The sequence below is a fragment of the Sphingomonas bisphenolicum genome (assembly GCF_024349785.1).
GTDB lineage: Bacteria > Pseudomonadota > Alphaproteobacteria > Sphingomonadales > Sphingomonadaceae > Sphingobium > Sphingobium bisphenolicum.
On record NZ_AP018817.1, the window covers coordinates 3,133,621 to 3,157,856 of the forward strand.

Annotated in this window: 19 protein-coding genes; 9 read left to right on the forward strand and 10 right to left on the reverse strand. The window is 62.7% G+C overall.

Features of this window, described 5'->3' with window-relative positions:
- Positions 1 to 171 precede the first annotated feature (171 nt).
- The 3 genes from SBA_RS15590 (at position 172) to SBA_RS15600 (ending at position 4,081) form a co-directional block, all read left to right on the forward strand.
- A complete protein-coding gene (locus SBA_RS15590) occupies positions 172 to 897 on the forward strand; it encodes a Crp/Fnr family transcriptional regulator (protein ID WP_261935075.1) in 726 nt (241 codons plus the stop codon).
- A gap of 40 nt (positions 898 to 937) precedes the next feature.
- Positions 938 to 1,105, forward strand: coding sequence for a hypothetical protein (locus SBA_RS15595; RefSeq protein WP_261935076.1), 168 nt, complete (start codon positions 938 to 940; stop codon positions 1,103 to 1,105).
- 291 nt (positions 1,106 to 1,396) lie between these two features.
- Positions 1,397 to 4,081: a hybrid sensor histidine kinase/response regulator gene (locus SBA_RS15600; protein ID WP_261936755.1), complete on the forward strand. Its 2,685-nt coding sequence runs from the start codon at positions 1,397 to 1,399 to the stop codon at positions 4,079 to 4,081.
- 246 nt (positions 4,082 to 4,327) lie between these two features.
- Here the strand turns inward: SBA_RS15600 and istB are convergent, their stop codons facing one another.
- Both istB and istA read right to left on the reverse strand, forming a co-directional pair.
- Positions 4,328 to 5,092 (reverse strand): IS21-like element helper ATPase IstB, encoded by a 765-nt coding sequence (gene istB, locus SBA_RS15605; protein ID WP_006956108.1) that lies wholly within the window; start codon positions 5,090 to 5,092, stop codon positions 4,328 to 4,330.
- A 15-nt stretch (positions 5,093 to 5,107) separates the two neighbouring features.
- Complete coding sequence (gene istA / locus SBA_RS15610; RefSeq protein WP_007200412.1) at positions 5,108 to 6,646, reverse strand: IS21 family transposase; 1,539 nt, start codon at positions 6,644 to 6,646, stop codon at positions 5,108 to 5,110.
- Positions 6,647 to 6,910: 264 nt separating this feature from the next.
- On the opposite strand from istA, the gene SBA_RS15615 reads away from it, so the two are divergent.
- The 6 genes from SBA_RS15615 to SBA_RS15640 all read left to right on the forward strand — a co-directional run bounded on the left by SBA_RS15615 (position 6,911) and on the right by SBA_RS15640 (position 15,603).
- Positions 6,911 to 8,008 carry a PAS domain-containing protein gene (locus SBA_RS15615; RefSeq protein WP_261935077.1) on the forward strand — a complete coding sequence of 366 codons (1,098 nt, stop codon included), beginning with the start codon at positions 6,911 to 6,913 and terminating at the stop codon, positions 8,006 to 8,008.
- A gap of 77 nt (positions 8,009 to 8,085) precedes the next feature.
- Positions 8,086 to 8,463 (forward strand): response regulator, encoded by a 378-nt coding sequence (locus SBA_RS15620; RefSeq protein WP_261936756.1) that lies wholly within the window; start codon positions 8,086 to 8,088, stop codon positions 8,461 to 8,463.
- 864 nt (positions 8,464 to 9,327) lie between these two features.
- Positions 9,328 to 10,515, forward strand: coding sequence for a DUF2252 domain-containing protein (locus tag SBA_RS15625; protein ID WP_261935078.1), 1,188 nt, complete (start codon positions 9,328 to 9,330; stop codon positions 10,513 to 10,515).
- A gap of 160 nt (positions 10,516 to 10,675) precedes the next feature.
- Positions 10,676 to 11,272: a PRC-barrel domain-containing protein gene (locus SBA_RS15630; RefSeq protein WP_315975779.1), complete on the forward strand. Its 597-nt coding sequence runs from the start codon at positions 10,676 to 10,678 to the stop codon at positions 11,270 to 11,272.
- Positions 11,269 to 14,400, forward strand: coding sequence for a DEAD/DEAH box helicase (locus tag SBA_RS15635; RefSeq protein WP_390902457.1), 3,132 nt, complete (start codon positions 11,269 to 11,271; stop codon positions 14,398 to 14,400). The genes SBA_RS15630 and SBA_RS15635 overlap by 4 nt, the downstream gene beginning before the upstream one ends.
- Before the next feature lie 120 nt (positions 14,401 to 14,520).
- Positions 14,521 to 15,603 carry an extracellular catalytic domain type 1 short-chain-length polyhydroxyalkanoate depolymerase gene (locus SBA_RS15640; RefSeq protein ID WP_261936758.1) on the forward strand — a complete coding sequence of 361 codons (1,083 nt, stop codon included), beginning with the start codon at positions 14,521 to 14,523 and terminating at the stop codon, positions 15,601 to 15,603.
- 49 nt (positions 15,604 to 15,652) lie between these two features.
- On the opposite strand, the gene SBA_RS15645 is transcribed toward SBA_RS15640, so the two are convergent.
- From SBA_RS15645 to SBA_RS15680, 8 genes are all read right to left on the reverse strand, one after another.
- Positions 15,653 to 17,629: a hybrid sensor histidine kinase/response regulator gene (locus tag SBA_RS15645; RefSeq protein WP_261935080.1), complete on the reverse strand. Its 1,977-nt coding sequence runs from the start codon at positions 17,627 to 17,629 to the stop codon at positions 15,653 to 15,655.
- Positions 17,629 to 18,267, reverse strand: a complete 639-nt coding sequence (locus SBA_RS15650; RefSeq protein WP_261935081.1) for a chemotaxis protein CheX — start codon at positions 18,265 to 18,267, stop codon at positions 17,629 to 17,631. The genes SBA_RS15645 and SBA_RS15650 overlap by 1 nt, the downstream gene beginning before the upstream one ends.
- Positions 18,264 to 18,647 carry a response regulator gene (locus tag SBA_RS15655; protein WP_261935082.1) on the reverse strand — a complete coding sequence of 128 codons (384 nt, stop codon included), beginning with the start codon at positions 18,645 to 18,647 and terminating at the stop codon, positions 18,264 to 18,266. Before SBA_RS15655 ends, SBA_RS15650 begins: the two co-directional genes overlap by 4 nt.
- A 62-nt stretch (positions 18,648 to 18,709) precedes the next feature.
- Positions 18,710 to 18,970: a hypothetical protein gene (locus SBA_RS15660; RefSeq protein ID WP_261935083.1), complete on the reverse strand. Its 261-nt coding sequence runs from the start codon at positions 18,968 to 18,970 to the stop codon at positions 18,710 to 18,712.
- The gene (locus SBA_RS15665; protein ID WP_261935084.1) at positions 18,967 to 20,895 is read right to left on the reverse strand and encodes a chemotaxis protein CheA; all 1,929 of its coding nucleotides are present in this window, start codon (positions 20,893 to 20,895) and stop codon (positions 18,967 to 18,969) included. The genes SBA_RS15660 and SBA_RS15665 overlap by 4 nt, the downstream gene beginning before the upstream one ends.
- Positions 20,895 to 21,749: a CheR family methyltransferase gene (locus SBA_RS15670; RefSeq protein ID WP_261935085.1), complete on the reverse strand. Its 855-nt coding sequence runs from the start codon at positions 21,747 to 21,749 to the stop codon at positions 20,895 to 20,897. Before SBA_RS15670 ends, SBA_RS15665 begins: the two co-directional genes overlap by 1 nt.
- Entirely contained in the window at positions 21,746 to 22,849 is a 1,104-nt protein-coding gene (gene cheB, locus SBA_RS15675; protein WP_261935086.1) for a chemotaxis-specific protein-glutamate methyltransferase CheB, read from the reverse strand. The genes SBA_RS15670 and cheB overlap by 4 nt, the downstream gene beginning before the upstream one ends.
- Positions 22,846 to 24,234, reverse strand: coding sequence for a chemotaxis protein CheW (locus tag SBA_RS15680; RefSeq protein WP_261935087.1), 1,389 nt, complete (start codon positions 24,232 to 24,234; stop codon positions 22,846 to 22,848). Before SBA_RS15680 ends, cheB begins: the two co-directional genes overlap by 4 nt.
- Positions 24,235 to 24,236: the final 2 nt, after the last annotated feature.

The following is a 24,236-nucleotide window of genomic DNA, read 5'->3' on the forward strand; positions in this document are numbered from 1 at the left end:
TAACTCGTTCCGGCCGCTCGAAGATACGGGCCGCAACGATACCTTTTGCCGGACCGTGATACGGTTCGTAGATGGTGCCGAATAACCTGCGGCGTCGGAGATAAACGTCCTTGCTGCGGGCAACCAGACCCCTATGAATTGCGTGCTACGCCGTTTTCTTGGGGGGCGCTAATGACGTTCGATAAGTTTCTTCTCGGTCGCCGCCGCAATCAGCTGACAGACGCGGATCTCGCTGCCCTGGAGCAGGCGGCAGGTCCAATGAGCGCGCTTTCTCCTCGTCATATGCTGATACGCGAGGGCGATCCGGTATCTATGAGCACCTACCTCGTCGATGGCTTTATGTGTCGCTACAAGGACGACCGTGAGGGGTACAGGCAGTTGATCGCCGTTCATGTGCCGGGCGACTTTGTCGACCTCCATGCTTATCCGCTCAAACGCCTGGATCATGATGTCGCGACCATGACCGCCTGCACCATCGCCCAGGTACCCCACAACAGACTAGACGAAATCATGGCGGAGCGACCCGGCATGGCGAAATTGCTATGGTTCAGCACCTTGTTGGACGCGGCGATGCACCGCGAGTGGATATTTCGGCTCGGCCGCCTCGATGCGATCCAGCGGCTTGGCCATTTCTTCTGCGAAATCGAGATGAAGCTGCGCGCCGTTGGGATGAGTGATGGCAGGCAATTCCACCTTCCCGTGACCCAAGCTGATCTCGGCGAAGCCTGCGGTCTGACTTCCGTCCACGTCAACCGCATGCTGAGGGAATTGCGCGAGCGCGACCTGCTGACGGTGCGAGCCCATCAAGTGACTTTTATTGACCCACCCGCGCTCTATCGGCTCACCGAATTCAACGCCGACTATCTTTTCATCGATGATTCTTTGACGGAACACTGATGGGTCCGTGTCGTTCGCTCCTTATCAGGTGGAGATCGACATGACCCAGCAGCCTTATTCTGACGCCGGAAAAGCCGTAGCGGAAAAAGGGCAGGTCCTGCTGGACGGGCCCGACGGGATTGCCATCGCCCTAACCCCGGACGCTGCGGAAATCACGGCGCGGGAATTATTACGCGCCGCAATGGAGGCGCGCTCACAGGTCGAATAAGCGGCCAATGGTCTTCCCAGCCCGGCGGCAATAGCGTTGCGTCGGATCAGGTCGATCCGACAGACCTCAAGCGTCCAGTGTCCCATCGGCAGGAACCTAAGGCGACTGAAGTCATTACCGCTTAGCTGCAGTCTTGTGACAAGCAGTAGGGGGAATATGACAGGCTGCCTCTCCGACATCTTTCCTGGCGAGTCCAAGATGAGCGCCTTCATGCGTGCGCATGATTGGGAAGCCACGCGATTAGGACCGCCAGATCAATGGCCAGACGGACTGAAGGCGTCGCTCCGGCTCATGCTTCTGTCGCGTTTCGACATGTGGCTCGGCTGGGGAGAGGACCTCACTTTCTTCTATAATGACGCCTATATTCCAACGCTCGGTTCCAAGCATCCGACCGCGCTCGGCCAGCCCATGTCGCAGGTTTGGAAGGAAGTGTTCGAGGACGTCAAAGACCGCATATTCTCCGTCATGAACGATGGCGTCGCGACCTGGGACGAGCAGTTACTGCTGCTCCTCGAGCGCAACGGCTATCTGGAGGAAACCTACCACACATTCTCCTATAGCCCGTTGACCGGCAGCGCCGGCGCTGTCGAGGGACTGATGTGCGTTGTCAGCGAGGAAACCGACAGGGTCATCAGCGAACGACGGATCAAACAGCTGAATGATCTGGCCGCGGCGTTGCTCAAGGCGCAACGCCGATCGGATGTGACGCAAGCAGTTCATGATGTTTTTGCTCACGATGGCCGGGACTTTCCGTTCGCCGATCTGACCTTATTCGAATTGACCGACAGACCTTATCCCGGGTCCGACGACACAGCGTTTTGGCCCGTTGCCGACATTGAAAGAGGCGAGAAGCAAAAGGTGATCGCCTTTGAAAACTTGAAGCCTGATTTGCCGACCGGACCATGGCAGATCCCCCCACGCGAAGCTTTGATGCTTGCGGTCGAGCAGCCAGGGGAGCCAGAAGCCATCGGTGCCCTGGTGCTTGGCCTCAATCCCTACCGCATCCTCGACGATGTCACCCGGGATTTTGCGAGCTTGATCGCCGTTCAGATCGCAGGCGCGCTGGCCACGATCGACGCGCTCTCGGCGCAACGGCGCGATCGCGATCGCCTCTGGTCGCTGAGCCAGGACCTCATGCTGGTTTGCGATTTTGACGGCATCATCCGATCGGTCAACCCCTCGGCCACCCGGCTCCTGGGTTGGCAGGAAGACGAGATGATCGGCCACGTGCTGGCCGAGTTTGTCCATCCCGAAGATCTGCCCAGCACGGCGACCGAGGTTGAGAAGCTGGCGCAAGGCATCACCACCCTGTCCTTCGAGAACCGCTATCGCTGTCGGGACGGCAACTATCGATTGCTCGACTGGAATGCGGTGCCGGATTCAGGCCGGATCCACGCGGTCGCGCGCGACATCACCCGGGAACGCCAGCTTGCCCGCGACCGGGAACGAATCTGGGCGATCTCCCCGATCGTCAAGGTCGTGACGACGACCGAAGGCATCATCAACGCCGTCAATCCGTCCTGGACGAAGGTGCTTGGATGGACCGAGGCCGATACGGTCGGCCGCAATATTCTGGAATATGTTGCCGAGGAGCAGGACGCCGCGAAGAGAAGATTGGGAAGGCTTGCCCAACCCGACGCAAAGGTCGTCGAATCACAAAGCGTTTTTCGGGCGCGGGACGGTAGCGAACATCGCTTCGCATGGACCACGGTGCCTGAGGGTGGGATGCTCTATTTGTTCGGACGCGATATCACGACCGAGACCGAAGCGGCCGAGGCGCTGGCCTCTGCCGAAGAGGCCTTGCGCCAGAGTCAGAAGATGGAAGCGGTCGGGCAGCTGACCGGCGGCATCGCGCATGACTTCAACAATCTGCTGGCGGGAATCCTTGGCAATCTCGAACTGCTGGAACTGCGCATTTCGCAGGGCCGACTGGAGGCGCTAAGCCGCCACCTTGAGACGGCACAAGGTGCGGCAAAACGGGCCGCTGCCCTGACGCAGCGGCTGCTCGCTTTTTCGCGGCGGCAGACGCTCGATCCCACGCCCGTCAATATCAATCAGCTGGTCGCAGGGCTGGAGGATCTGCTGCGCCGTACCGTGGGCCCATCGGCGGAGATCGAGGTAGTCGGGTCCGGCGGGCTGTGGACGACATTGGTCGATCGCTACCAGCTCGAAAATGCTCTTCTCAATCTGTGCATAAACGCCCGGGACGCCATGCCGGACGGTGGCCGGCTGACGATCGAAACGGCCAACAAATGGCTCGATGAACGTATGGCGCGCGATCGCGAACTGCCGCCCGGCCAATATGTGTCGTTGTGCGTAAGCGACACCGGAACGGGCATGACGCCTGAGGTGATCGCTCGCGCTTTCGATCCCTTCTTCACGACCAAGCCCCTCGGCGAAGGTACGGGCCTGGGCCTTTCGATGATCTATGGGTTCGTGCGCCAGTCCGGGGGACAGGTCCGGATCTATTCCGAGGTCGGCGCCGGCACGACCATGTGCCTCTATCTGCCCCGCTATATGGGCGCTGTCACAGAAACGCCGGAGCCGGAGCCGACGCAAATTGAACTTGGCGGCCATGGCGAAACGGTGCTCGTGATCGACGACGAGGCCTCGGTTCGCTCGCTCATCGTCGATGTCCTTACCGACGGAGGTTATCATGTCATCGAAGCGGCGGACGGCCCCAGCGGGCTCAAGGTGCTGCAGTCCGACCTGCGGATCGATCTCCTGATCACCGACGTCGGCTTGCCGGGCGGAATGAACGGTCGCCAGGTCGCCGACGCCGGCCGGGTGCACCGCCCCAGACTGAAGATATTGTTCATCACGGGCTATGCCGAAAATGCCGTGGTCGGCAATGGCCTCTTGGGTCAGGACATGCATGTCATCACCAAGCCCTTTGGCATTGAAGCGATCGCGAACAAGGTTCGCGATCTGATCGATGAAGGCGACAAGTCGGCAGGCTCGGGCGGGGAAGCATAACGAGCAGCGCAACTAGAGCGCCTGTGAAGCGCCAAATGGCAAGGCTGTGCCATCTGTCAATCATCGATGAAAGGCAGCGCTGCGCCGGGTTCAGGTGATGGCGATACTTCACCCGATTAGGATGTTTTGGCTGCGCATTTCGCGGAAGTTGGGCAGTGATTTCGCGCGATCTCGGGCACGCGTTTCACGGCATCGCGGGCAGCCATTTCGCGCCCTCGGGCAGGCTGGCCAACGGGTGTTATTGAGTCAGGGCTGAAGGCTTTGGTCAAGCAATTTCATGGTGCTCATCTTTTTTCGCATGCTGTCGCCGCTCAGGGTTAGGCGGTGAGCGTTGTGGACCAGGCGGTCGAGGATCGCATCTGCCAGGGTGGGATCGCCGATAACCTCGAACCATTGATCCACCGGAAGCTGACTGGTGACGATGGTGGAGCCCCGACCTTGTCGATCGTCGAGGATTTCCAGCAGATCGCGTCGCTCTGTTGCCGTCAGGACTGAGAGCCCCCAATCATCAAGGATGAGCAGTTCCGTACGTTCGATGGCTTTGAGAACGCGGGCATGTCGTCCGTCGCCTTTGGCTATGGCCAACATCTGGAACAGGCGGGGCACGCGATGATAGACAACCCGGCGACCATCACGGCAAGCTTTGTTGCCCAGTGCGCAGGCGATCCAGCTTTTGCCCAACCCTGTTGGCCCTGTGATCAGCAAATTTTCGTGCCGGTTGATCCAGCTGCCATCGATCAGATGCGCCATCACCGCGACATCAATGCCGCGAGGGCTGCGCATGTCGATATCTTCAACACAGGCCGCGTGGCGCAGGGCGGCAAAACGTAACCGCGTAGCCAGCTTCTTGGCGTCACGCTCTGCAGCTTCGCGATCGACGAGCAATCCCAGCCTTTCTTCAAAGCTGAGGCTTTCAAACGTCGCGCCAACGCGCCGCTGTTCATGAAGTGCCTTTGCCATACCGGAAAGCCCGATAGCCTCCAGACGGTCGCAAGTGGGATGGGACAGCAACAGTAATCTCCTCTGTCAGTGGTAATAGTTCTGGCCGCGGATGTTGCGGTGTTGCAGCGGCAGCTCTTCGGGGTCTGGTTCCAGGAAAGCCTGATCAAGACCGGTCTTCAGGATCGAGCGGATGGATGCGACCGATCGGGCCTTGATGGCGACGGCCCGGCGGCATGCGGCATCGATCCGCCGGGGCTCGAAGCTTTTGGCCAACGACAGCACGCCCAGGCAGGTTCGGAAGCCTTGTTCGGGGTGCGGCCTGTCCTGCATTACGATATCGCAAAACGCAGCCACGGAGGGCCCCAGCTTTGCGGCGCTGTTCAGAATGCGCGTCGCGGACCATTCGGCATAGCGGCGGTGCGCCGACGGCATATGCTCGGCCGCCGTGACATGACTACGCCGTCCGGGATCGCGCAGATGGCTAGCGACGCGTTTGCCACGATGGAAGATTTCTACCGTGGCATGAGTAACCCGCGCGTCCACGTCCTGCCGGATCAAGTTGAACGGCACAGAATACCAGCAGCGATCTACCTCGATGTGATAATCGGGGGCGACACGGGCCCGTTTCCAGCGCGCAAAGACATAGGGATCGGCGGGCAGCGGCTGCAAGTTCGGACGATCCAATGTGGCGAACAAATCAGCGCGACTGGCGCCATAGTCACGCATGACGCGCATGTTCAATTCGTCGAGCAATGGCCGGATGGCAGTGTTCAGCTCGGCTAGTGAGAAGAACCTGCGATTGCGCAACCTTGCCAGGATCCAGCGCTGGGCGACTTGCACGGCTACCTCGACTTTGGCCTTGTCTTTTGGCTTTCGCACGCGCGCCGGCAGGATTGCTGTGCCGTAGTACCCGGCCATTTCAGCATAGGTCCGGTTCAAGCCGGGATCATAGCGGTCCGGCTTAATCACAGCCGATTTCAGGTTGTCGGGTACGACCACCTTCGGCACACCGCCCAGATAGGCAAACATCCCCACATGGGCCGCAATCCAATCCTCCAGCCCTTCGCTGGCAACAGCCAAGGCGTAGGTATAGCTTGAGGCCCCCATCGCTGCGACGAACAGCTTGGCCGCTTTCACCTCACCGGTTGCCGGGTCAACGATCTCGATCGTGTCGCCGGAGAAGTCGACAAACACCTTTTCGCCGCCCACATGCGTTTGCCGCATGCTCGGCCGTACACGGCCTTTCCACGCGTCAAAGTGGGTGCAAAACCATGTGTAGCCAAATCCGTGGGGGTGCTGTGCCCGGTATTCCTGCCACAGCAACATGCGCGTGACCCCGCGCTTGCGCAGTTCCTGATCAATTACGGCCCAATCCGGAACTGGCCGGTCTGGATCGGCCACGTCTGAAGCGTTCGGGAATAGCAGCAGCTCAAGGCTGTCATCATCCAGCCCCTCCGGCAGGGGCCAGCCCAGTCCAGCATCCCGGGCGCGCCGCAGGTACGTGCCCACACTCCCTTTCCCAAGCCCAAGCGAGGACGCAATCGCCCGCTCACTCAGCCCTTGGGCAAACTTCAATCGCAAAACGTCGCGAATACGGCGCATGGTCAAACGTCCTGTCGGCATTCCAATCCTCCTGTGTTTCAGGAGGCGGAGTAACTGCAGTTCGTTGGTCATGCCTGCCCGCGATCGCGCGAAATCAGTGCCCGCGATCGTGTGAAATAGGTGCCCGGCTTCCCGTGAAATCGCTGCCCGCGATCAGATGAAATCAGTGCCCGCGATCACGCGAAACGCGCAGTTTTGGCTGCAAGCCGAAACGATAGGAACGTTCGGGAAAAACCTAGGTTACTCTTTTAGCAGCGCGGCCTTTTGTCGCAGGAAGGAGATGGGGTGGAGCAGCGCGACGACTGGCATTTGACCGAGGCGATCAAGCATGACCTGGGCCGGGGCGACCCTTTCGCAGCCGCCGTTCGCGCTACGCGCATGCCGATGGTCATCACCGATCCCGCACAGGCCGATAATCCCATCATCTTCTGCAATAAGGCGTTTCAGGCCCTGACCGGCTACGAACGGGAAGAAATCGTCGGCCGCAATTGCCGTTTTCTCCAAGGGCCAGGTACGGACCGACAGTCTGTCGCACGAATAAAAAGCGCAATTGACCAGGGCGCCAATATCGAGATCGACCTCCTGAATTATCGCAAGGACGGCTCGACCTTCTGGAACGCTTTGTACCTTAGCCCGGTGCGCGACGATGCCGGGAATATCCAGTTTTTCTTCGCCTCCCAGCTCGATGTTTCCGCGCGTGTCGACGCGCAGACGGAAATTCACCGGCGGCATGACGAGATCGAACGGGAGGTCGAACGCCGAACGGCAGAGCTCAATGAAGCGCTCGAAGCCAAGACGCTCTTGCTGCATGAGGTCGACCATCGTGTGAAGAACAACCTCACGATGATCGGCTCCCTGCTGCGTTTGCAGGCCCGCACCATCAACGATCCGACGATTACGGCGAAGATCGAGGCGATGCTCGAGCGGATCGATGCTCTCGCTACCGTACACCGCCGCCTCTATCAGTCGGACGATGTGTCGAAATTCGACGTCGGCGCCTTCACCGAGAACCTGGTCGCGGACGTAGTCGGTTCAAGCGGCCGCGATGACATCAGGACCGCAACGGACATAGAACCGATCGAAATCCCATCAGGCAATGCGGCGGCGCTTGGTCTTGTCCTCAACGAGATTGTGACGAATGCGATCAAGCACGGTTTTGCCGATGGAAGGCCGGGAACGCTCAGCATATCGGCGCGAAAATCCGAGGGTGAGGCGATCATCATTATTGAGGATGACGGGCCGGGCATGTCTGCCGTGGGCACCGTCGATGGCTTGGGCCAAGTCCTGATAAAGCGTCTTTCGCGGCAAGTGGGGGCTCGTGCCGAGTGGATATCGGCCAATCCGGGAACGCAAGTGCGCATCATTTTTCCCGTGGAGAACTAATCTTGCATCGTCCCCAACCGCCGCTTTCCGTCCTGATCGTCGAGGACGAAGCCCTGCTCGCCATGGATATCGAGGCGATGATCGAAGATGTCGGGCATCATGTCGTCGCGGAAGCGGCGTCGCTGTTTGACGTCCAGGCGCTGTCCGATACGCTTGCCCCGCACCTCGCCTTCGTGGACGTCCAGCTTGCCAGACAAACCAGCGGCCTCGACGTGGCCCGGCTGATTACGAGGCGGTGGCCTGAAACCTTCATCATTTTCGTCACCGCCAATCCCAAAAAGATCCCCGATGACTTCGCGGGTGGACATGGCGTCATCCCAAAGCCCTTTTCCCGAAGCGGGCTGCAGTCGGCATTGCGCTATATCGAGGAGGGCGTATGCGACCCTCCGCCCACCTCGCCGCAACCTTCGAGCTTTCTCGCGTCAACAGCCTTTGCAGCGAGATGGGCCACTTGACAGGCTGGGTTCAACGTCTTCGAACACAGGTTGCGGGTGATCAGCCGGCGGAGCATGCTCGCGTTCCAACCACGAAATAGATCCATGTTAAGCTTGATATAGTCGGTTTGAAACTTGGCTAGAAGGCCCAGCCCCGCATAGCCGGCGCCGAAATCGTCAACGGCTGTGCCGAACCCCATCTTGATAGGAATCAACGACGGACTGCACATGATCAGTATCGGTGATCTGCTCGTTCTCGTTAGATTCGAAAAATGGCCGATTGGCGGGAAAGTCTGCTTCCTTGGCCGTCTTCAAGGTCAACTGGATGCACGCAAAAGACGAATAAACGGCATCAGGCAGGATATTAATCGACAGCCGCGCATCGGTCTCTAGAATTCGACAGCGACTGCGCCCTTGATCGCGGCGACGCGGCACTTCTGATCGAAGGCGTAACGGTTCTTAGACATGACCCCCGCGAGAATTTCGCCAGCAATTGCGCTTATGCTGCCGTACGAGGGATTCAAGGGCGAGCGGACGTCCCGATTGGATATCGAATATCGGCTGATATGGCGGGCTTGGGTGGCGGCACCGCATTAGTCGACATGGGGCATTGCGCGAACACTGTCGTAGACCAAACAATGACGATCGCGCTAAAAATCAATAATGTTACTTTGATATTGAAATTATTTGCTGTCTAAACGAAGAGTGCTGCAAGATGCGCATTTTTTCATTTGAAATAACTGATTTTGAAAAAATCGTCGTGAAACTTTTATTCCTCAACTAAATTTGTTCGGAATTGACCAATCAGCGCTTAGGCGATGAGCCATTTTCCTCTTTTGGCGCGTTTCTCTGCCATATTCTGGCAATGGAACAGCAATGAACCGGATGAGCGACAACCGTCTGCGCGAACTCGAACAAAGCCGTGCGCTGAAGATGGCGCGGTCTACCCACGCCTATGTGCGCGGCAACACCGCCAAATTCTACGACTGGCTGGCGGAGGCTGGCTTGGCCCGGCATCTGCCCGAAGGACCCGCGATCTGGATTTGCGGAGATTGTCATCTCGGCAATCTGGGACCCGTGGGCAATGCCGGTGGCAAGGTCGATATCCAGATCCGCGACCTCGATCAAAGCGTGATCGGCAATCCGGCGCATGATCTCATCCGGCTCGGCCTCAGCCTAGCGACGGCTGCACGCGGATCAGACCTTCCTGGCGTCACGACAGCGCGGATGATTGAGGAGATGGTGGAAGGCTATTCCCACGCAATGGCCGACCGGGACGACGATCGCGCGCTTGAGCCCAATGTCGTGCGCGCGGTACGCCGACGGGCGTTGGGACGCCGCTGGCGCCATCTCGCCGATGAGCGGCTCGACGATGTGGAACCGAGGCTTCCGTTGGGCAAGAAGTTTTGGAAGTTGGATGATGATGAGCAGTCGGCGCTCGAGGCGCTGTTCGAATCGTCTGCGGTGACGGCCATGATCCTTTCGCTCAGCGGACGCGACGCGGACGATCGCGCGCGCCTGGTCGATGCTGCCTATTGGAAAAAGGGTTGCAGCTCGCTCGGAAACCTTCGCTACGCGGCGCTGCTTGCGATCGGCGGCACGAAAAAGTCGCCTGCGGAATATGCCTTGATCGATCTGAAGGAAGCGGTCGCCGCCATTGCGCCGTCGAGCGATGCCAAGGCCATGCCGTCCGACCATGCGGCGCGGGTGGTCGCAGGCGCGCAGGCGCTCGCGCCCAACCTTGGCGAGCGCATGCTGGCCACGCAGGTGCTCGACCGGCCGATGGTGCTGCGCGAACTGATGCCGCAGGATCTCAAGCTGGAGATCGACCAGTTTTCGAGCGGCGAAGCGACCCGTGCTGCGCGCTATCTCGCCTATATCGTCGGCGTCGCGCATGCCCGCCAGATGGATCGTAGCGATCGCGCGCACTGGTCCAAGGCCATCGCCCAGCGCTCGAGCGCGGAGATCGACGCGCCCACCTGGCTTTGGGACAGCGTCGTCCATCTGACCGCCAGCCACGAGGCCGGCTATCTGGAACATTGTCGTCGTTACGCGCTCGCTCAGGCGGCCTGAACCCGAACGGGCGCCCCAGCCGCGCGAAACGGTGCGTCACCGGTAAATCATATTGACGCGGATCAGTTTGGAAAAATTTCCGGTGCCGATCACGAGCGTCAGAGCTTTTCTTCCCACCTGGGACCGCATCGGGCCACATGGCACCACGAAAGGACGCGCCTTGAACGAACTTGCCGGATGGATCGCGCCCGCCGCAACGATGATCGCTGCGATGATGACCGCCGCCAATCTGGGCGCCAGAGTTACCGGATGGGGCTTTGTCGTCTTCACCTTAGGGTCAATCTGCTGGACGCTTGTCGGCATCGGTTCGAGTCAGACCAACCTCATCACGGCCAACGGCTTTCTGACTTTCGTCAACCTCGTCGGCATCTGGCGGTGGCTCGGACGGCAGCGCGCTTATGAGGATGGCGGCAAATCGGCGGAGGTCAAGAGCCGCAAATCGTCGGTCCCGACCCTGTTCACGGCGACCGGGATTGCGGGCCTGCCCGTCGTCGATGCCGACGGCACAGCCATGGGCAAGGCGGTCGAAGCGCTGATCGAATGCCGTTCCGGCGAGGTGAGTTACATCGTGGTTGCGACAGCCAAGACCGGTGCGCTTGGAGAAGATCTGCGCGCCGTCCCGCGCGACGCGATCCGTTTCAGCTGCGACGCGATCAGGGTCGACTTGAACGCCGTCGCCTTCGCGGCGCTTGCACCGCTGGAAAGCGGAGATTGGCCCGACGCCGTCCCGCCACGAGCGACGGGGCGCGCCGCATGAACCTCGCCTTCACCGCGATGCAGATCGCCCGGACCCTCGCCGAGGACGACATCCTTTTCCTCGCCGATGACGAGCAACAGGCCGAAGCGCTCACCGCTGCTGTGCGCTGCCTCCGGCCCGAAAACCCCGTCATTCATGTCGCATCGAGCGATGCTCTCCCCGGTGACCCCGTTCCCGCCTCCCCCGCCAATGCCGGCAGGCGAGCGGCGGCGTTGCGCGCGTTGCGGCTTACGCAGCAGGACAAGGAACGGCGCCCGGTCGCCTGCATATTGAGCGGCGAGGCGGCAGCGCGTCGCTATGCCGCGCCCCAGGCGTTCGATCGTGCGCCGCCGACGGTGCGCGTTGGCGATCCTGTCGACACGGAAGCCTTCAGGGCCGCGCTAGTCGATCTCGGCTATTTCGCCGACGATCGTGTCGACGAACCAGGCGAAATGGCGATCCGGGGCGATGTTATCGACCTATTCCCTGCGGATGCCGGCCTGCCGGCGCGTATCGACCTGCTGGACGGTAAGGTCAGCGCGGTTCGCGCCTATGATCCGGTGACCCAGCGAACGATCGCGGAGATGGAGGCGCTCGAGATCGGGCGCGCCGCCGAGCCGCCTGTCTGGGAGGCCGTCACGATCCTGGATCATCTGACGCCGGGCGTGCTTGCCCAATCGGACAAGGCGGATCGGCGGCGGCAAAGGTTCATCCAGCTCGCTACCGATGCGGTGGCACGCAACGGCAAGACGATCGACGCGATGGATGACGCGGCCTGGTCACGCGCCTGCAAATCCTGGCGCAGCATGTCCTTTGACGATGCGATCAAGGCGGTTCCGCGTTTTGCGCAAGCAGCCTCGCCGCTCACCGCGTTGGCCCGCTTCGCCAAGCCGCTCCTGGCCGAAGGGCGCGCATTGCTGCTCGCGGGCAGTCGGCGCGATCTGCGCTTCCTGCGCACGCGGGTCGGCAAACGCCTCGCGCTCGACCTTTCCGAAGTCACCGACTGGACCAGTATCGAAGACCTGAAAGCCGGAAGCGGCGCGAGTATCACGATGCCGGTCGATGCCGGATTCGTCGACGAACAGCTGATCCTAATCGCCGCTGCGGATCTGATTGGCAGCCGCGCCGTCATGGACGACGACGCCATCGCGACCGCCAATCCCTGGGCGAGCAGCGGCGCGGAGATTCGCGTCGGCGACGTCGTGGTGCATGAGGATCATGGCGTGGGGCGCGTGCTCGGGCTCGCACCCGCCCCGACCCAGGGCAAAGCGGACAATGGCGCGGAGATGATCGCGCTGGAATATGCCGGCGGCGCGCGCCGGCTGGTCACGATCGACGATGCCGAAAAGATTTGGCGCTATGGTGCGGATGCCAACGCCGTGACGTTCGACAGGCTCGACGGCGCATCCTGGCTCAAGCGGCGGGGCGCGATCGACGCAGCCATCGCGGAAAGCGCCAAGGCCCTCGCAGCGCTGGCGGAGGCGCGTGCGAGCCTCACCGCACCGATCATGGCGCCCGATCCGGCAGTCTATGAACGCTTTGCGAACGGCTTCCCCTTCAACGAAACGGCGGACCAGGCGCGCGCCATCGCGGCCGTCCGCGACGACCTGACAAGCGGGAAGCCGATGGATCGCCTGGTCGTGGGCGACGTGGGCTACGGAAAGACGGAGGTCGCGCTGCGCGCCGCAGCCCTGGCCGCGCTCGCCGGCTATCAGGTGGTGATCGCCGCGCCCACCACGGTGCTCGTTCGCCAGCATATCGAAAATTTCCAGCGGCGGTTCGAAGGATCGGGCATTCAGGTCGCGGGCCTGTCGCGCCTGTCCAGCGCGGCGGAAAAGAAGGCCGTCAAAGCGGGGCTTGCCGACGGGTCTGTGCACATCGTGATCGGCACCGGCGCGGTCATGGCCAAGGGCGTGACCTATACGAAGCTCGGCCTAGTCGTGGTCGACGAGGAGCAGCGCTTCGGCGCCGCCGACAAGGTGAAGCTGCGCGGCGCGGGCGATGTGCATCTGCTGACGCTCAGCGCAACGCCAATCCCGCGCACCTTGCAGATGGCGCTTATCGGCTTGCAGCAGATATCGGTCATCGCCACGCCGCCCGCCCGCCGCCAGCCGATCCGTACCAGCCTCGACCAATATGAGGACGGGCGCATCCGCACCGCATTGCTCCGCGAAAAAGGGCGCGGCGGGCAAAGCTTCGTAGTGGTGCCGCGTATCGAGGATATGGCGACACTGTCCGAAAAGCTCCGTCGCGTCGTACCCGACCTCGCTCTGGTCGAGGCCCATGGCAAGATGCCGGCGACGGAGATCGACGCGGTCATGGTCGGGTTCGGGCAGGGACAGGGCGACATATTGCTGGCGACGAACATCATCGAAGCCGGACTGGACGTGCCGCGCGCCAATACGATGATCGTCTGGCGCGCCGACCGCTTCGGCCTTGCGCAATTGCACCAGCTGCGCGGCCGGGTGGGCCGCGGCAATCGGCGCGGACAGGTGATCCTTCTGACTCAAAGCGAGGAGGCGATCGGTGAGCGGACATTGAAGCGACTTCGTACCTTGGCGACGTTCGATCGTCTGGGTGCGGGGTTCGACATCAGTGCGCAGGACCTCGACATGCGCGGCGCGGGCGACCTGCTGGGCGAAAACCAGGCAGGACATATCAAACTCATCGGCATCGACCTCTATCAGCATTTGCTCGGCGCCGCGCTGCGCCAGGCGCGCGGTGAGGCGGTGGAGCGCTGGACGCCGGACCTTCATCTCGGCTCCGGCGGTGGCTTGCCGCAGGGCTGGATTCCCGAAGCAGATGTTAGGCTCGCACTCTATGTCCGTCTGTCGCGCATCATGGACGATGACGGAATGGATGCCTTCGAGGACGAATTGATCGACAGGTTCGGCCCTCTCCCCCAGGAGGCCGCCATGCTGCTGATGCGGGCCCGGATTCGCGTGGCGGCACGCACCCTGTCTATCGCGCGGATCGATGCCGGTCCCGCCGCCATCGCGCTTACCCTTCGCTGCGATCGAACGGGAGATCTGAGAGCATTGGGCCTAGTCGAGAAGAACGGCCGCCTGCTGCTGCAGCAGCCGACGCAGGACGACGAGCGCATCCCGCGCGTGCAATCCTTGCTGGACGCGCTTGCAATGATGGCCTGATCGGTGAACAGCGCGCCACTTGATCCCGATCAAGACGATTCATTGTGCAGTGCAGCAACGAATCCGAGCGATGAGGCGTTCCCTGTTTGCAATGGCTTCCGCCTGCGCTGGAGGCACAAAATGGCCCATTTGAGTAAGACGATCGCGCAATTGGCGAAACTAAGGTCCAAGAACCTCCCCAACATGATGCCAGGACGGCAGGACCGGCTGACCGATCTCACCGACTTCGGCAGCAACCCGGGCGCGTTGCACGCGCGCATATATGTCCCGGAGCATCTCGCGCGGGACCCGGCGCTGGTCGTGGTGCTTCACGGATGCACCCAGGACGCTGCCGGCTATGACCATGGGTCGGGTTGGTCGCACGTGGCCGACGATCACGGGTTCGCGTTGCTGTTCCCCGAACAGACGCGTGCCAACAATCCCAACTTGTGCTTCAATTGGTTCTCGTCGGCCGATGCACGGCGCGACGGGGGCGAGGCATCCTCGATCCGGCACATGGTCGCCGCGATGACCGCCCGGCACGACATTGATCCCTCGCGCGTGTTCGTGACCGGCCTTTCGGCCGGTGGCGCCATGGCCTCGATCATGCTGGCTGGCTATCCCGAAGTCTTTGCCGGCGGCGCGATCATTGCGGGCCTTCCCTTCGGCGCGGCCCATTCGATCCCTGATGCGTTCGCGCGCATGCGTGGGGCGGGCTACCCGGCCGACGCACGCCTTGCGACGCTGGTACGCGATGCGTCGGCCCACGACGGACCTTGGCCGATAGTATCGGTGTGGCAGGGCGGCGCCGACAAGACGGTCGATCCGTCGAACGCGGGGCGGATCGTCGCTCAGTGGCGCGGCATCCACGGTGTTGCCGATCAGCCCGCGACGCGCGAAGTTGTGGACGGATACGCACGAGATTGCTGGACGGATCCGACGGGACGACGCGTCATCGAATCCTACACGATCAGTGGCATGGGGCACGGCACACCACTCAAGACCGACGGGCCGGACGCTTGCGGCGTGAGCGGACCTTATATGCTGGACGTCGGCATTTCATCGACACGTCACATAGCCCGCAGTTGGGGGTTATTGCAGGCTGAGCAGCCCATGCATCGGCAGGAGCATCGCATGGAAGCAGCACCGGAGCCGGCGCGCGCCAAAGCAGGCGTCGGCGCGATCATCGAAGACGCCCTGCGTTCAGCTGGCCTGATGCGTTAAAACATTTGATCGGAAGTTCAGCTTGGCCACGAGTTCCGAACCGCTTGTTTCAGTGGCCATCAAGAAGGTCTCGCACCTTCGACGCCAGCGTCGTGTAAGTGAAGGGTTTCGTGAGCAGGTCAACGCCGGCCTCCAGCCGGCCGTCGCGCGTGATCGCGTCGCGCGTATATCCCGACGTGTAAAGGACGCCCAACCCGGGCTGCAATGCCTTGGCGGCGTCGGCAAGTTGGCTTCCCGACATTTTCGGCATCACGACGTCCGTCAGAAGCAGAGCAATGACGGGATCGGCGCGTTCGAGCAGTTTGAGCGCGGTTGAACCGTCATGCGCCTCTATGACGCGATAGCCCAGTTCCCTCAATATTCCGACGGTGTAGGCGCGGACATCGTCATCATCTTCCACCACCAGGATGGATTCGTGACCTCCCGCCTGTTCGTCTACAGGCACGACATCGGCGGCGAGGGCTGCGCTGTGACCCAGGTAGCGCTGAAGAAACAGCGTGATCGTCGTACCGCACCCAGGGGTGGACAGTATCTGGATATGACCGCCGGATTGCTTGACGAAGCCATAGACCATCGAGAGGCCGAGGCCCGTGCCCTTGCCTACTTCCTTGGTCGTGAAAAAGGGATCGAATACTTTCTCCACCGTCTCTGGCGCCATGCCGATACCGTCGTCCACGACGCTGATTGCGACATAATCGCCCGCGGGGGCATCGGACACGGCGTCGGGGGCCAGCGTGACGTTCCTGGCTTCGATCGTCAGCGCGCCGCCATCGGGCATGGCATCGCGCGCATTGACCGCCAGATTGAGAATGACGTTTTCGAGCTGATTGGGATCGGCCTCGACGGTCCAGAGGTCGGCTGCCGGCACGATCTGGATCGCGATCGATTCCGAGATCGAGCGCGTCAGCAGATCTGCCATGCCCGTCAGCAGCCGCTCGATGTCGATCGACTTGGGATCGAGGGGCTGGCGACGGGAGAAGGCGAGAAGGCGCTGCACGAGCGCGGCGGCACGGTCCGCGCCCTTCAGCGCGTTTTCGAGCGCACGCTTGGCGCGGGGATCGGCGCCCGGATCGAACCGGCGGATGACCGTGTCAATATTGCCGATGATGATCGTCAGAAGATTGTTGAAATCATGCGCGATGCCGCCAGTGAGATTGCCGACCGCTTCCATCTTCTGCGCCTGGCGCAAAGCATCCTCGACCGCCTGCCGCTCCGCTACCGCCTGCTCGACTCGCGTCTCGAGCGTTTCGTTGAGATCGCGGAGCGCTGCCTCCTGCGCCTTCGTAGCCGTCACGTCATAAATGACGCCGATCAGGCGATAGCCGCCATTGTCCTTGTCGCGCACGATCTCGCCACGCCGGGCAATCCATCTTTCCTCGCCATCGTCGCTTCGGACGACGCAGAAGCTGCCGTCCAGCGTGTCCGGCGGTCCACCGCGATGGGCTTCGGGGATGAGATCGGGCTCGTCCTTGTTCTTCAGGACGGAATTGATCGTCCGCACCGGCAGGGTTGTGGCGGGGTGGAGGCCGAGCAGTCGGCAGAATTCGCCTGACACCGTCGCGGTCGCATAGCCGTCGGAATATTCGAAGGTACCGACACCCCCGGCGGATTGTGCGATGCGCAGCCGCTCTTCGGTCCGTTTGCGCTCTGTCACGTCCACCAGCAGGCCGGTGAAACGGACAGGCATGTCTTGCTCGTCGAAATGCGCCTGACCCCGGCCGTGCATCCACAGCGTCTCGCCATCGGGCGCGACCACACGAAATTCCTTCGAGAAGCGCTCCGCGCCGGCGGTCATGCCGGTTACCGCGATCTTGATCCGCGCCTGGTCCTCGGGGTGGATCGCCTTGAAGAAAAGGCGCGTGGGCAAGACACGCTGCGCGTCTGCAGGATCAAGGCCGTATAGCTCGGCAAAACGCGCGTCGATGCGCAGTTCGCCGGCCACGACGTCCCAGTCCCAAGTGCCGCTCGCCCCTGCGGCGGCGAGGATCGCGCGGACATCGTCTCCTGCATCCGCCCCGGCGAGCATCAGTCCGTGTCACCCACGATAGTGGCGATGAACTCTTCAAGCAGCTCCTTCAGGACGCCGAGCGACGGCAAGTCCATGATCATCGCGATGTAACCGCGTATGTCATGCTTGCGGACGGCGAAATCGATATAGAGAAACAAGACGAGGCCTTCCGACGCGCCGTCTTCGTTGACCTCGAACAGCATGGCGCCCGAACCGCGAAGGACTTCCGGTATGGTCATCGTCAGCGACCGCCTGAGCATGTTGGCCATGGTCGCAAGGCAGCTGTTGAGGATGATGTTGCCGGTCTCCGCCAGCGCTTCATGCTCGAGGTCGACGACTTCCTGCGCGGTCAGCTCGCCGCCCGTGACCGCCCGCACCAGCTCCAGGCTGTTGGTTTCGGGAAAGATGAGCAAGGCGCGGCCGGAGAAAGGGCCGGAAAAATCCTGCCGCACGGCGACCAGTTCGGATGCTTCGCGCTCGCTGATCAACCGTGCCGCGCGGCGCTGGCTCACAACCTCGATCGAAGGCACGGAGAGCAGGACTTGATCGCCGATCATCTTGCGCAGGCTGGATGCCGCGCGGCTGACGCCGATATTGACGATCTCGGTCAGGGCGTCGCGCTCGAGATCGTCGAGCGAGATGCTCTCGGCGGTCATGCTTTCGACGATCGCAGGCGCAGCGCAGCGCCGGAGAGGAAGCCCTGCAACCCTTCGCTCGTCACCGGCTTCGCCACGAAAGTCGCGCCAGCGGCGCGCGCGCGGGCGATGATCTCATCCTGGATGTTGGCGGTGATGAGCGCGATCGGCATGTCCGGCCGGGTCTCGCGCAACTCTTCGGTCAGTTCGAGGCCGTCCTTGTCCACCATATTGAAGTCGATGAGGCAGATATCGACCGGCTTGTCCGCGATGACGGCCAAGGCTTCGGCGGCGCTCGACGCTTCCAGTTTCTGCCATTCCGGCTGAAGCTCGGCCAGCGCCTTGCCCGCCACGATCCGGGCGAGTTTGCTGTCATCGACGATCAGGACGGTAACGGACATGGCAACTCCAAAGGGCGCAGAGCAAGAAAGCGCAAGAGTCGCGCCGGGCGTAACGCATGCTGTTAGACCAACTCTTTGCCGCCGTCACTGATCGAGAGCAGGGGGAAGACGAAGCTAGCCTGAAATGGATCGGAGGGCGATCCGACGGTGGGCGGCGCTAGGGCGCGCAATATCTGCACGCTGGCGCTGTGCAGGCGGGTCGCTCTGGAAAGATCGACGGTCGCGTCCGGCATGCGCTGCAACGCGCTGAGCAGAGGCTCGGCATCCTCGACCGGGCTATTGCCCTCGATATGGATCGTCATGCCGTCGACCCGCACGCTCATCCCACGACCTCCGCCATGTTGAGCACCAGCAGCACGGCGCCGTCGCCCATAGTCGTCGTTCCGCCCACCAGCGGCATACCCGCCAGAAAACCCGTCGGCGGCCGGACCATGGCATCCAGCCGCTCGTGAAAACCATCGACCCGCAGCGCGACAGGATCGCCGCTCGCGCGCGTCACCAGCAGTTTGACCGGCGACGCGCCGCTATCCGTGCCGCCCAACATTTCGGCGAGGCTGAGGACGGGGACGGTGCGGTTCCGCAGGACGCAGGCCATGCCGGTGCCTACCGGCACAAGCCGGTCGCTGCCCACCCGGACGGTCTCGGCGATCTGGTCGAACGGCACGGCATAGCGGTCGTTCGCCACGTCGATGACCAGCAACCGGGTGGTGATCGCGTTGGCCGGGAGCCGTAGAGTGAAGCGCGTTCCCCGGCCGACGACGCTGTCGATCTCGATCCGACCGCGCAACCGGTCGATGGCAGCCTGAACCGCGTCCATGCCGACGCCGCGGCCCGAGACGCTACTGACGGCCTGCGCGGTCGAGAAGCCCGGCGCAAAGATCAGCGCCAGCGTGCCGGCGTCGGAAAGAGCTTCGCCGACTTCGGCCGTGATGAGGCCGCGGACCACGGCGGTAGTGCGAATCCGGTCGCGATCGATCCCGGCGCCGTCGTCGGAGAGCGTTACGACGACATCCTCCGCCTCCCGCCCGATGGCGAGGGTCAGGCTGCCGGTCGGTGTCTTGCCGGCATGCATGCGTGCGGCCGCATCCTCGATCCCATGGTCGATCGCGTTGCGCACCAGATGCAGCAGCGGTTCAAACAGGCCATCGGCGATATGCTTGTCGACCTCCGTCTGCTCGCCGGTCATGGCGAAGTGGATATCCTTGTCCAAGCTCGCCGCGATCTCGCGGACCAGACGGGGCAGCCGGCGCAGTGCGGGCGCCAGCGAGACCAGCCGAACGGCCGAGACGGCGCGCGACGCCGCGCCGACCGCACGCTCCAAGTCCGCCTGGGCCGCGCGGATGCCGAGCGCGAGCGGCGCGTCGATGGCGTCGGCCCGTTCGGCGAGAATGGCTAGGGCATTGGTCGCAACCACGAGTTCGCCGACCGTGTCCGCCAGCGCATCGACCCTGTGGGCGTCCACGCGAACTATCGTGCCAGCGGCCTGGGTGTCCGGTTCCGCTGCGGGTTCGACCGTGCCAGCGCCGTCTTCGCGACCGACCTCCAACGGCGTTAGTGTGAACTGGTCCGGTACGAGCCGGAAGAAGGGACGCAGAGTATCGGCCGTCGCGCTGCTGAGACCTTCTATCGCGATGATGCACGAGAAAGCCTCGAACGCGTCGGCGGTCGGCCATTTTTCCGTAGCCGGCAGTATGTCGATCGCTACTAAGCCGGGCAGGGTCGCGACCAGCGCCAGGGGGTCTTCACCGCGGAAGAAAGCGTCGCTGTCCGGCGCATAGCGAAAGGCGACCAAGGGGGTCTGGCTATTTTGGATCACCGCCCGATGACGGTTGATGAGAGCAGCGAGCCAGCCCCTGCCAGACTCGGCGCGGACCTCCAAGCCGTCTGAGGTCAACAACCGCTCCGCCAGGGTAGAGGCGTCGGGGCCCAGCGTGCCATCCCGTTCCAGTGCGTCTATCCAACGATCGACCTGGTCAATCATCCCGACCAGCGAGGTTAAATCTACAGCCGTCAGCCTGGTCTCACCCTTGCGCGCGAGGGAGAGCCTGTCCTCGGCTGCATGGAGCAGCCGCTCGGCGGGTGCCATGTCGAACAGGCCGACCGAGCCCTTGAGCGTATGGACGGCGCGAAAGGCCGCATCGATCGCCCCCTCCTCCCCCGGTTTGCCGTGCAACAGCGCAAAGGCGGCATTGGCATGGGCGACCAGGTCACGCCCTTCGATCAGAAATTGTTCGAGCAGTTCGTCCATCACGCCCGACGATAGACGATTGCGTCGCTCAGGCGAACCAGATCGAAACGATCGCTGATCCGCGCCATCGACTCGCTATGGCCCAGGCACAGATACCCGCCCGGCACGAGCCGGTCGTGCAGATTGTCGGCCGCGATCAACCGCGATGCGTCATCGAAATAGATCAGCAGGTTGCGGCAGAAGATGACGTCGAACCGACCAAGGTCCGCCAGCGACGCGGCGTCGAACAGATTGGCGGCGGTGAAGCGCACCGATTCGCGCAGGTCGTCGATGATCTTGCGGCGATGGCCATGCTCAGGCTCGAAATAGGCGGTGAGCAGCTTTTCGGGTAGACGTTGCAGGGCGCGGGCGGCGAAGCGTCCGGCCAGCGCGGCTTCAACCGCCTTTGTGTCGATATCCGATCCCACTATCTCGACATTATAGGCATCGACCAGCGGCCAGTTCTCCAGCAACCACAGTGCGATCGAATAGGCCTCGTCTCCGGTCGAGCAGGGCACCGACCATATCCGGATCAGGTCGCCCGGCCGCTTGGTCGTGATGATGGCCGGCAATATCTCGTTGGCGAGGGCGGCGAACTGATGCTCCTCGCGATAGAAATAGGTCTCGTTGATGGTGAAGGCGTTGGTCAGTAGCTGGCGTTCCTTGGGATCGCTCCCCAAGAGCAGCAGATAGGCCCTGGTGTCCCTGCAGCCCGTCTTGCCGATCCGCTCGGCGATCCGCCGTTCGATATAATAGCGTTTGCCCTCGCCGAAGGTCATGCCGGTCCAGCGATAGATCCACGCCGTGACCTTCTGCAGCTCCCCGGGCGAGATCGAGATGTCCGGCGCCTCGGCCGGTCGGGTGATATCGCTCACCGGCCCACGAGCATGTTCAGTCTGGCCGCGATGGCGTCGAGCGGTTCGATATGATCCGCCCCGCCCGCCGCGACGAGCGCGCCCGGCATGCCCCAGACCACGGCCGTCTCCTCGGCTTCGGCGATCGTGCGGCCGCCCTTGCGTGCCAGTTCGGCCATCTCTCGCGCTCCGTCATTGCCCATGCCCGTCATCAACACCCCAATGAGGCGTTCGGGGCCGAGATATTGCATCGCGCTCTCAACTAGCCGGTCGACGCTCGGATGCCAGTGCAGTTCGGACGCGCTCGGGGCGGCCAGCGCGATCAGCGATGCGCCGCGTCGGCTGATCAGCAGGTCTGCGTCCCCGCGGCCGATATAGGCGTGACCCGGCCGCAGCGGCTCGGATTTGGTGACTTCGATGACCGTGAGCGCGCAGAAGCGGTCGAGGCGGCGGGCGAGCGCGCCCGTGAAGCTTTTGGGCATATGCTGCGCGATCACGACGGGCCAGGGAAAGTCCGCGGGAATGCCGGCCAGGACGACGTCGAGCGCGGCGGGTCCTCCTGTCGAGGTGCCGATGAGCACGAGCCCATCGGCGCTTGATCGTTCGGGCAGCGGCTTGATGGGGCGGGGCTTGGCGGCAGGAACCGCGCCGGTCCGTGGCTTGGACTTCGGTTGCACAAGGGCCGATCGCAGCCGCACCCGATCCGTCAGACGGGTCGTCCGCGAGATTTTCGCCTGCGCTGCCGATCGCACCTTCTCGATAAGCAGTTCCGTGACGCCCTCGATCTCGATCGAGATCGGCCCACGCGGCTTGCCGATGAAATCGATCGCGCCGAGCGCCATCGCCTCCAGCGTCTCGTCGGCGCCCTCCGCGGTCAGTGCCGAAATCATCACCACCGGCGTCGGCCGCTCCACCATGATCCGGTCGAGGCATTGGAGGCCGTCCATGCCGGGCATATGGATGTCAAGCGTGACGACGTCAGGCTTGAACCGGTGGAGCAGATCGATCGCTTCTTCGCCGTTTTTGGCAACATCGATGTCGAAACCGCCCGCGCCGCTGAATATATCTAGCAGCAGTCGCCGCATTAGCGGCGAATCATCGACGATAAGTAGCCGCGTCACGAAGGCGTGGCCGGTGCCGCTTCGTTGAAGTTGGCGAGCAATGCCCGCTCGGTTCGGTCGAGCAGTTCCTGCGGGCTGACGATCAGGACGATGCGCTCATCCTCCAATGTCGCCACCCGATCGAAGACTTGCGTGTCTTCGCTACCCATATTCGGTGCAGGGCCGAGTGCGGCGACCGAGATAGTGCGGACCTCGCTCACGGCATCCACCACGAAACCCGCCGCCAGTTCGCCGATCCGCACGACGATCACGCGGCGGCGCGCACCCTGCGCCGGCGTACCGTCGAAGCGCATCGTCTGGTCGATCACTGGAATGACCGAATTGCGCAATGTCATGACGCCCTGAACGAAGGCCGGCGCCTTGGGGAGGCGAGTGAGCTTGGGCGGAAGCGCTGCGACTTCGATCACTGTGCCGATCGGCAAGCCGAACGCGCTTTGGCCGATGCGGAAGATCAGAAACTGTTCCTGTGCGTCGCCGCTCTTGCTCTTGGTCATTCCGTCCTCGGTCGATGCGGTCTCCAGCAGGCGCGCGGTGATGTCGTCGCGGATAAGATGCTCGGGTGCGAGCACCGACACCAAGCGGTCGCCGCGCTCGAGCCGGCATATCGCCTGGATGCGCGCCTCCGCCCCCCCGCGTGCGAGAACCGGCGGCACCGCGTCGATCTGGCTTTCGGCGACGCGGATGACCCCGCGCATCGCATCGACCACCAGACCGACCCGGTGCGCGCCGATCCGAACGACGACGATCCGCGCACGCGCGCCTTGTTCCTTTTGCGGCAAAGCGAGCAAGGCGCGCAGCGACAAGAGCGGCAGCAGAACATCGCGGACGGCGATCGATCCGAGCGCGACGCTGTCAGCGTGCGGCAGAGTGGCGATGCTGTCGGGCAGCGGCACGATTTCCTGAACGGCGCCGATCGGCAGTGCGAATTCCTGGCCGCCGACCAGGAAAGAGACCAGCAGCACCGCCGATTCGGCAGGGATTGCCGTTTCGCTTTCCACGGCGGTGATCCGCGCTCGGGGCTTGGTGGTCGCCGAGAAGTCGCTGTTCGCAAGTTCCTCGACATCCACCCTGCGGACATGCCGGTCGCTGGTGAGCGCCGATATCGCATTCACCGCCAAGGCCATGGGATTGGCGGTATCCAACAGGATCACACGCCGTTCGTCCTCCACCGGCCGCCCGCTTAGCCGGGCGAAGGACAGCACCGGCAACACCGTGCCCCGGAAATTTCCGAGACCCATCAGGCTGGCCGGCGCATGCGGCACGCGAGTCAGGCGGGGCACGCGTCCCACTTCGCGCACCAGCGACGCGGCGACGCCGAAATGATCCTCGCCGCAGCGGAAGCCCAGAAGTCTTTCTTCATCGACGTTGGTGACGGCACTCGCCATGG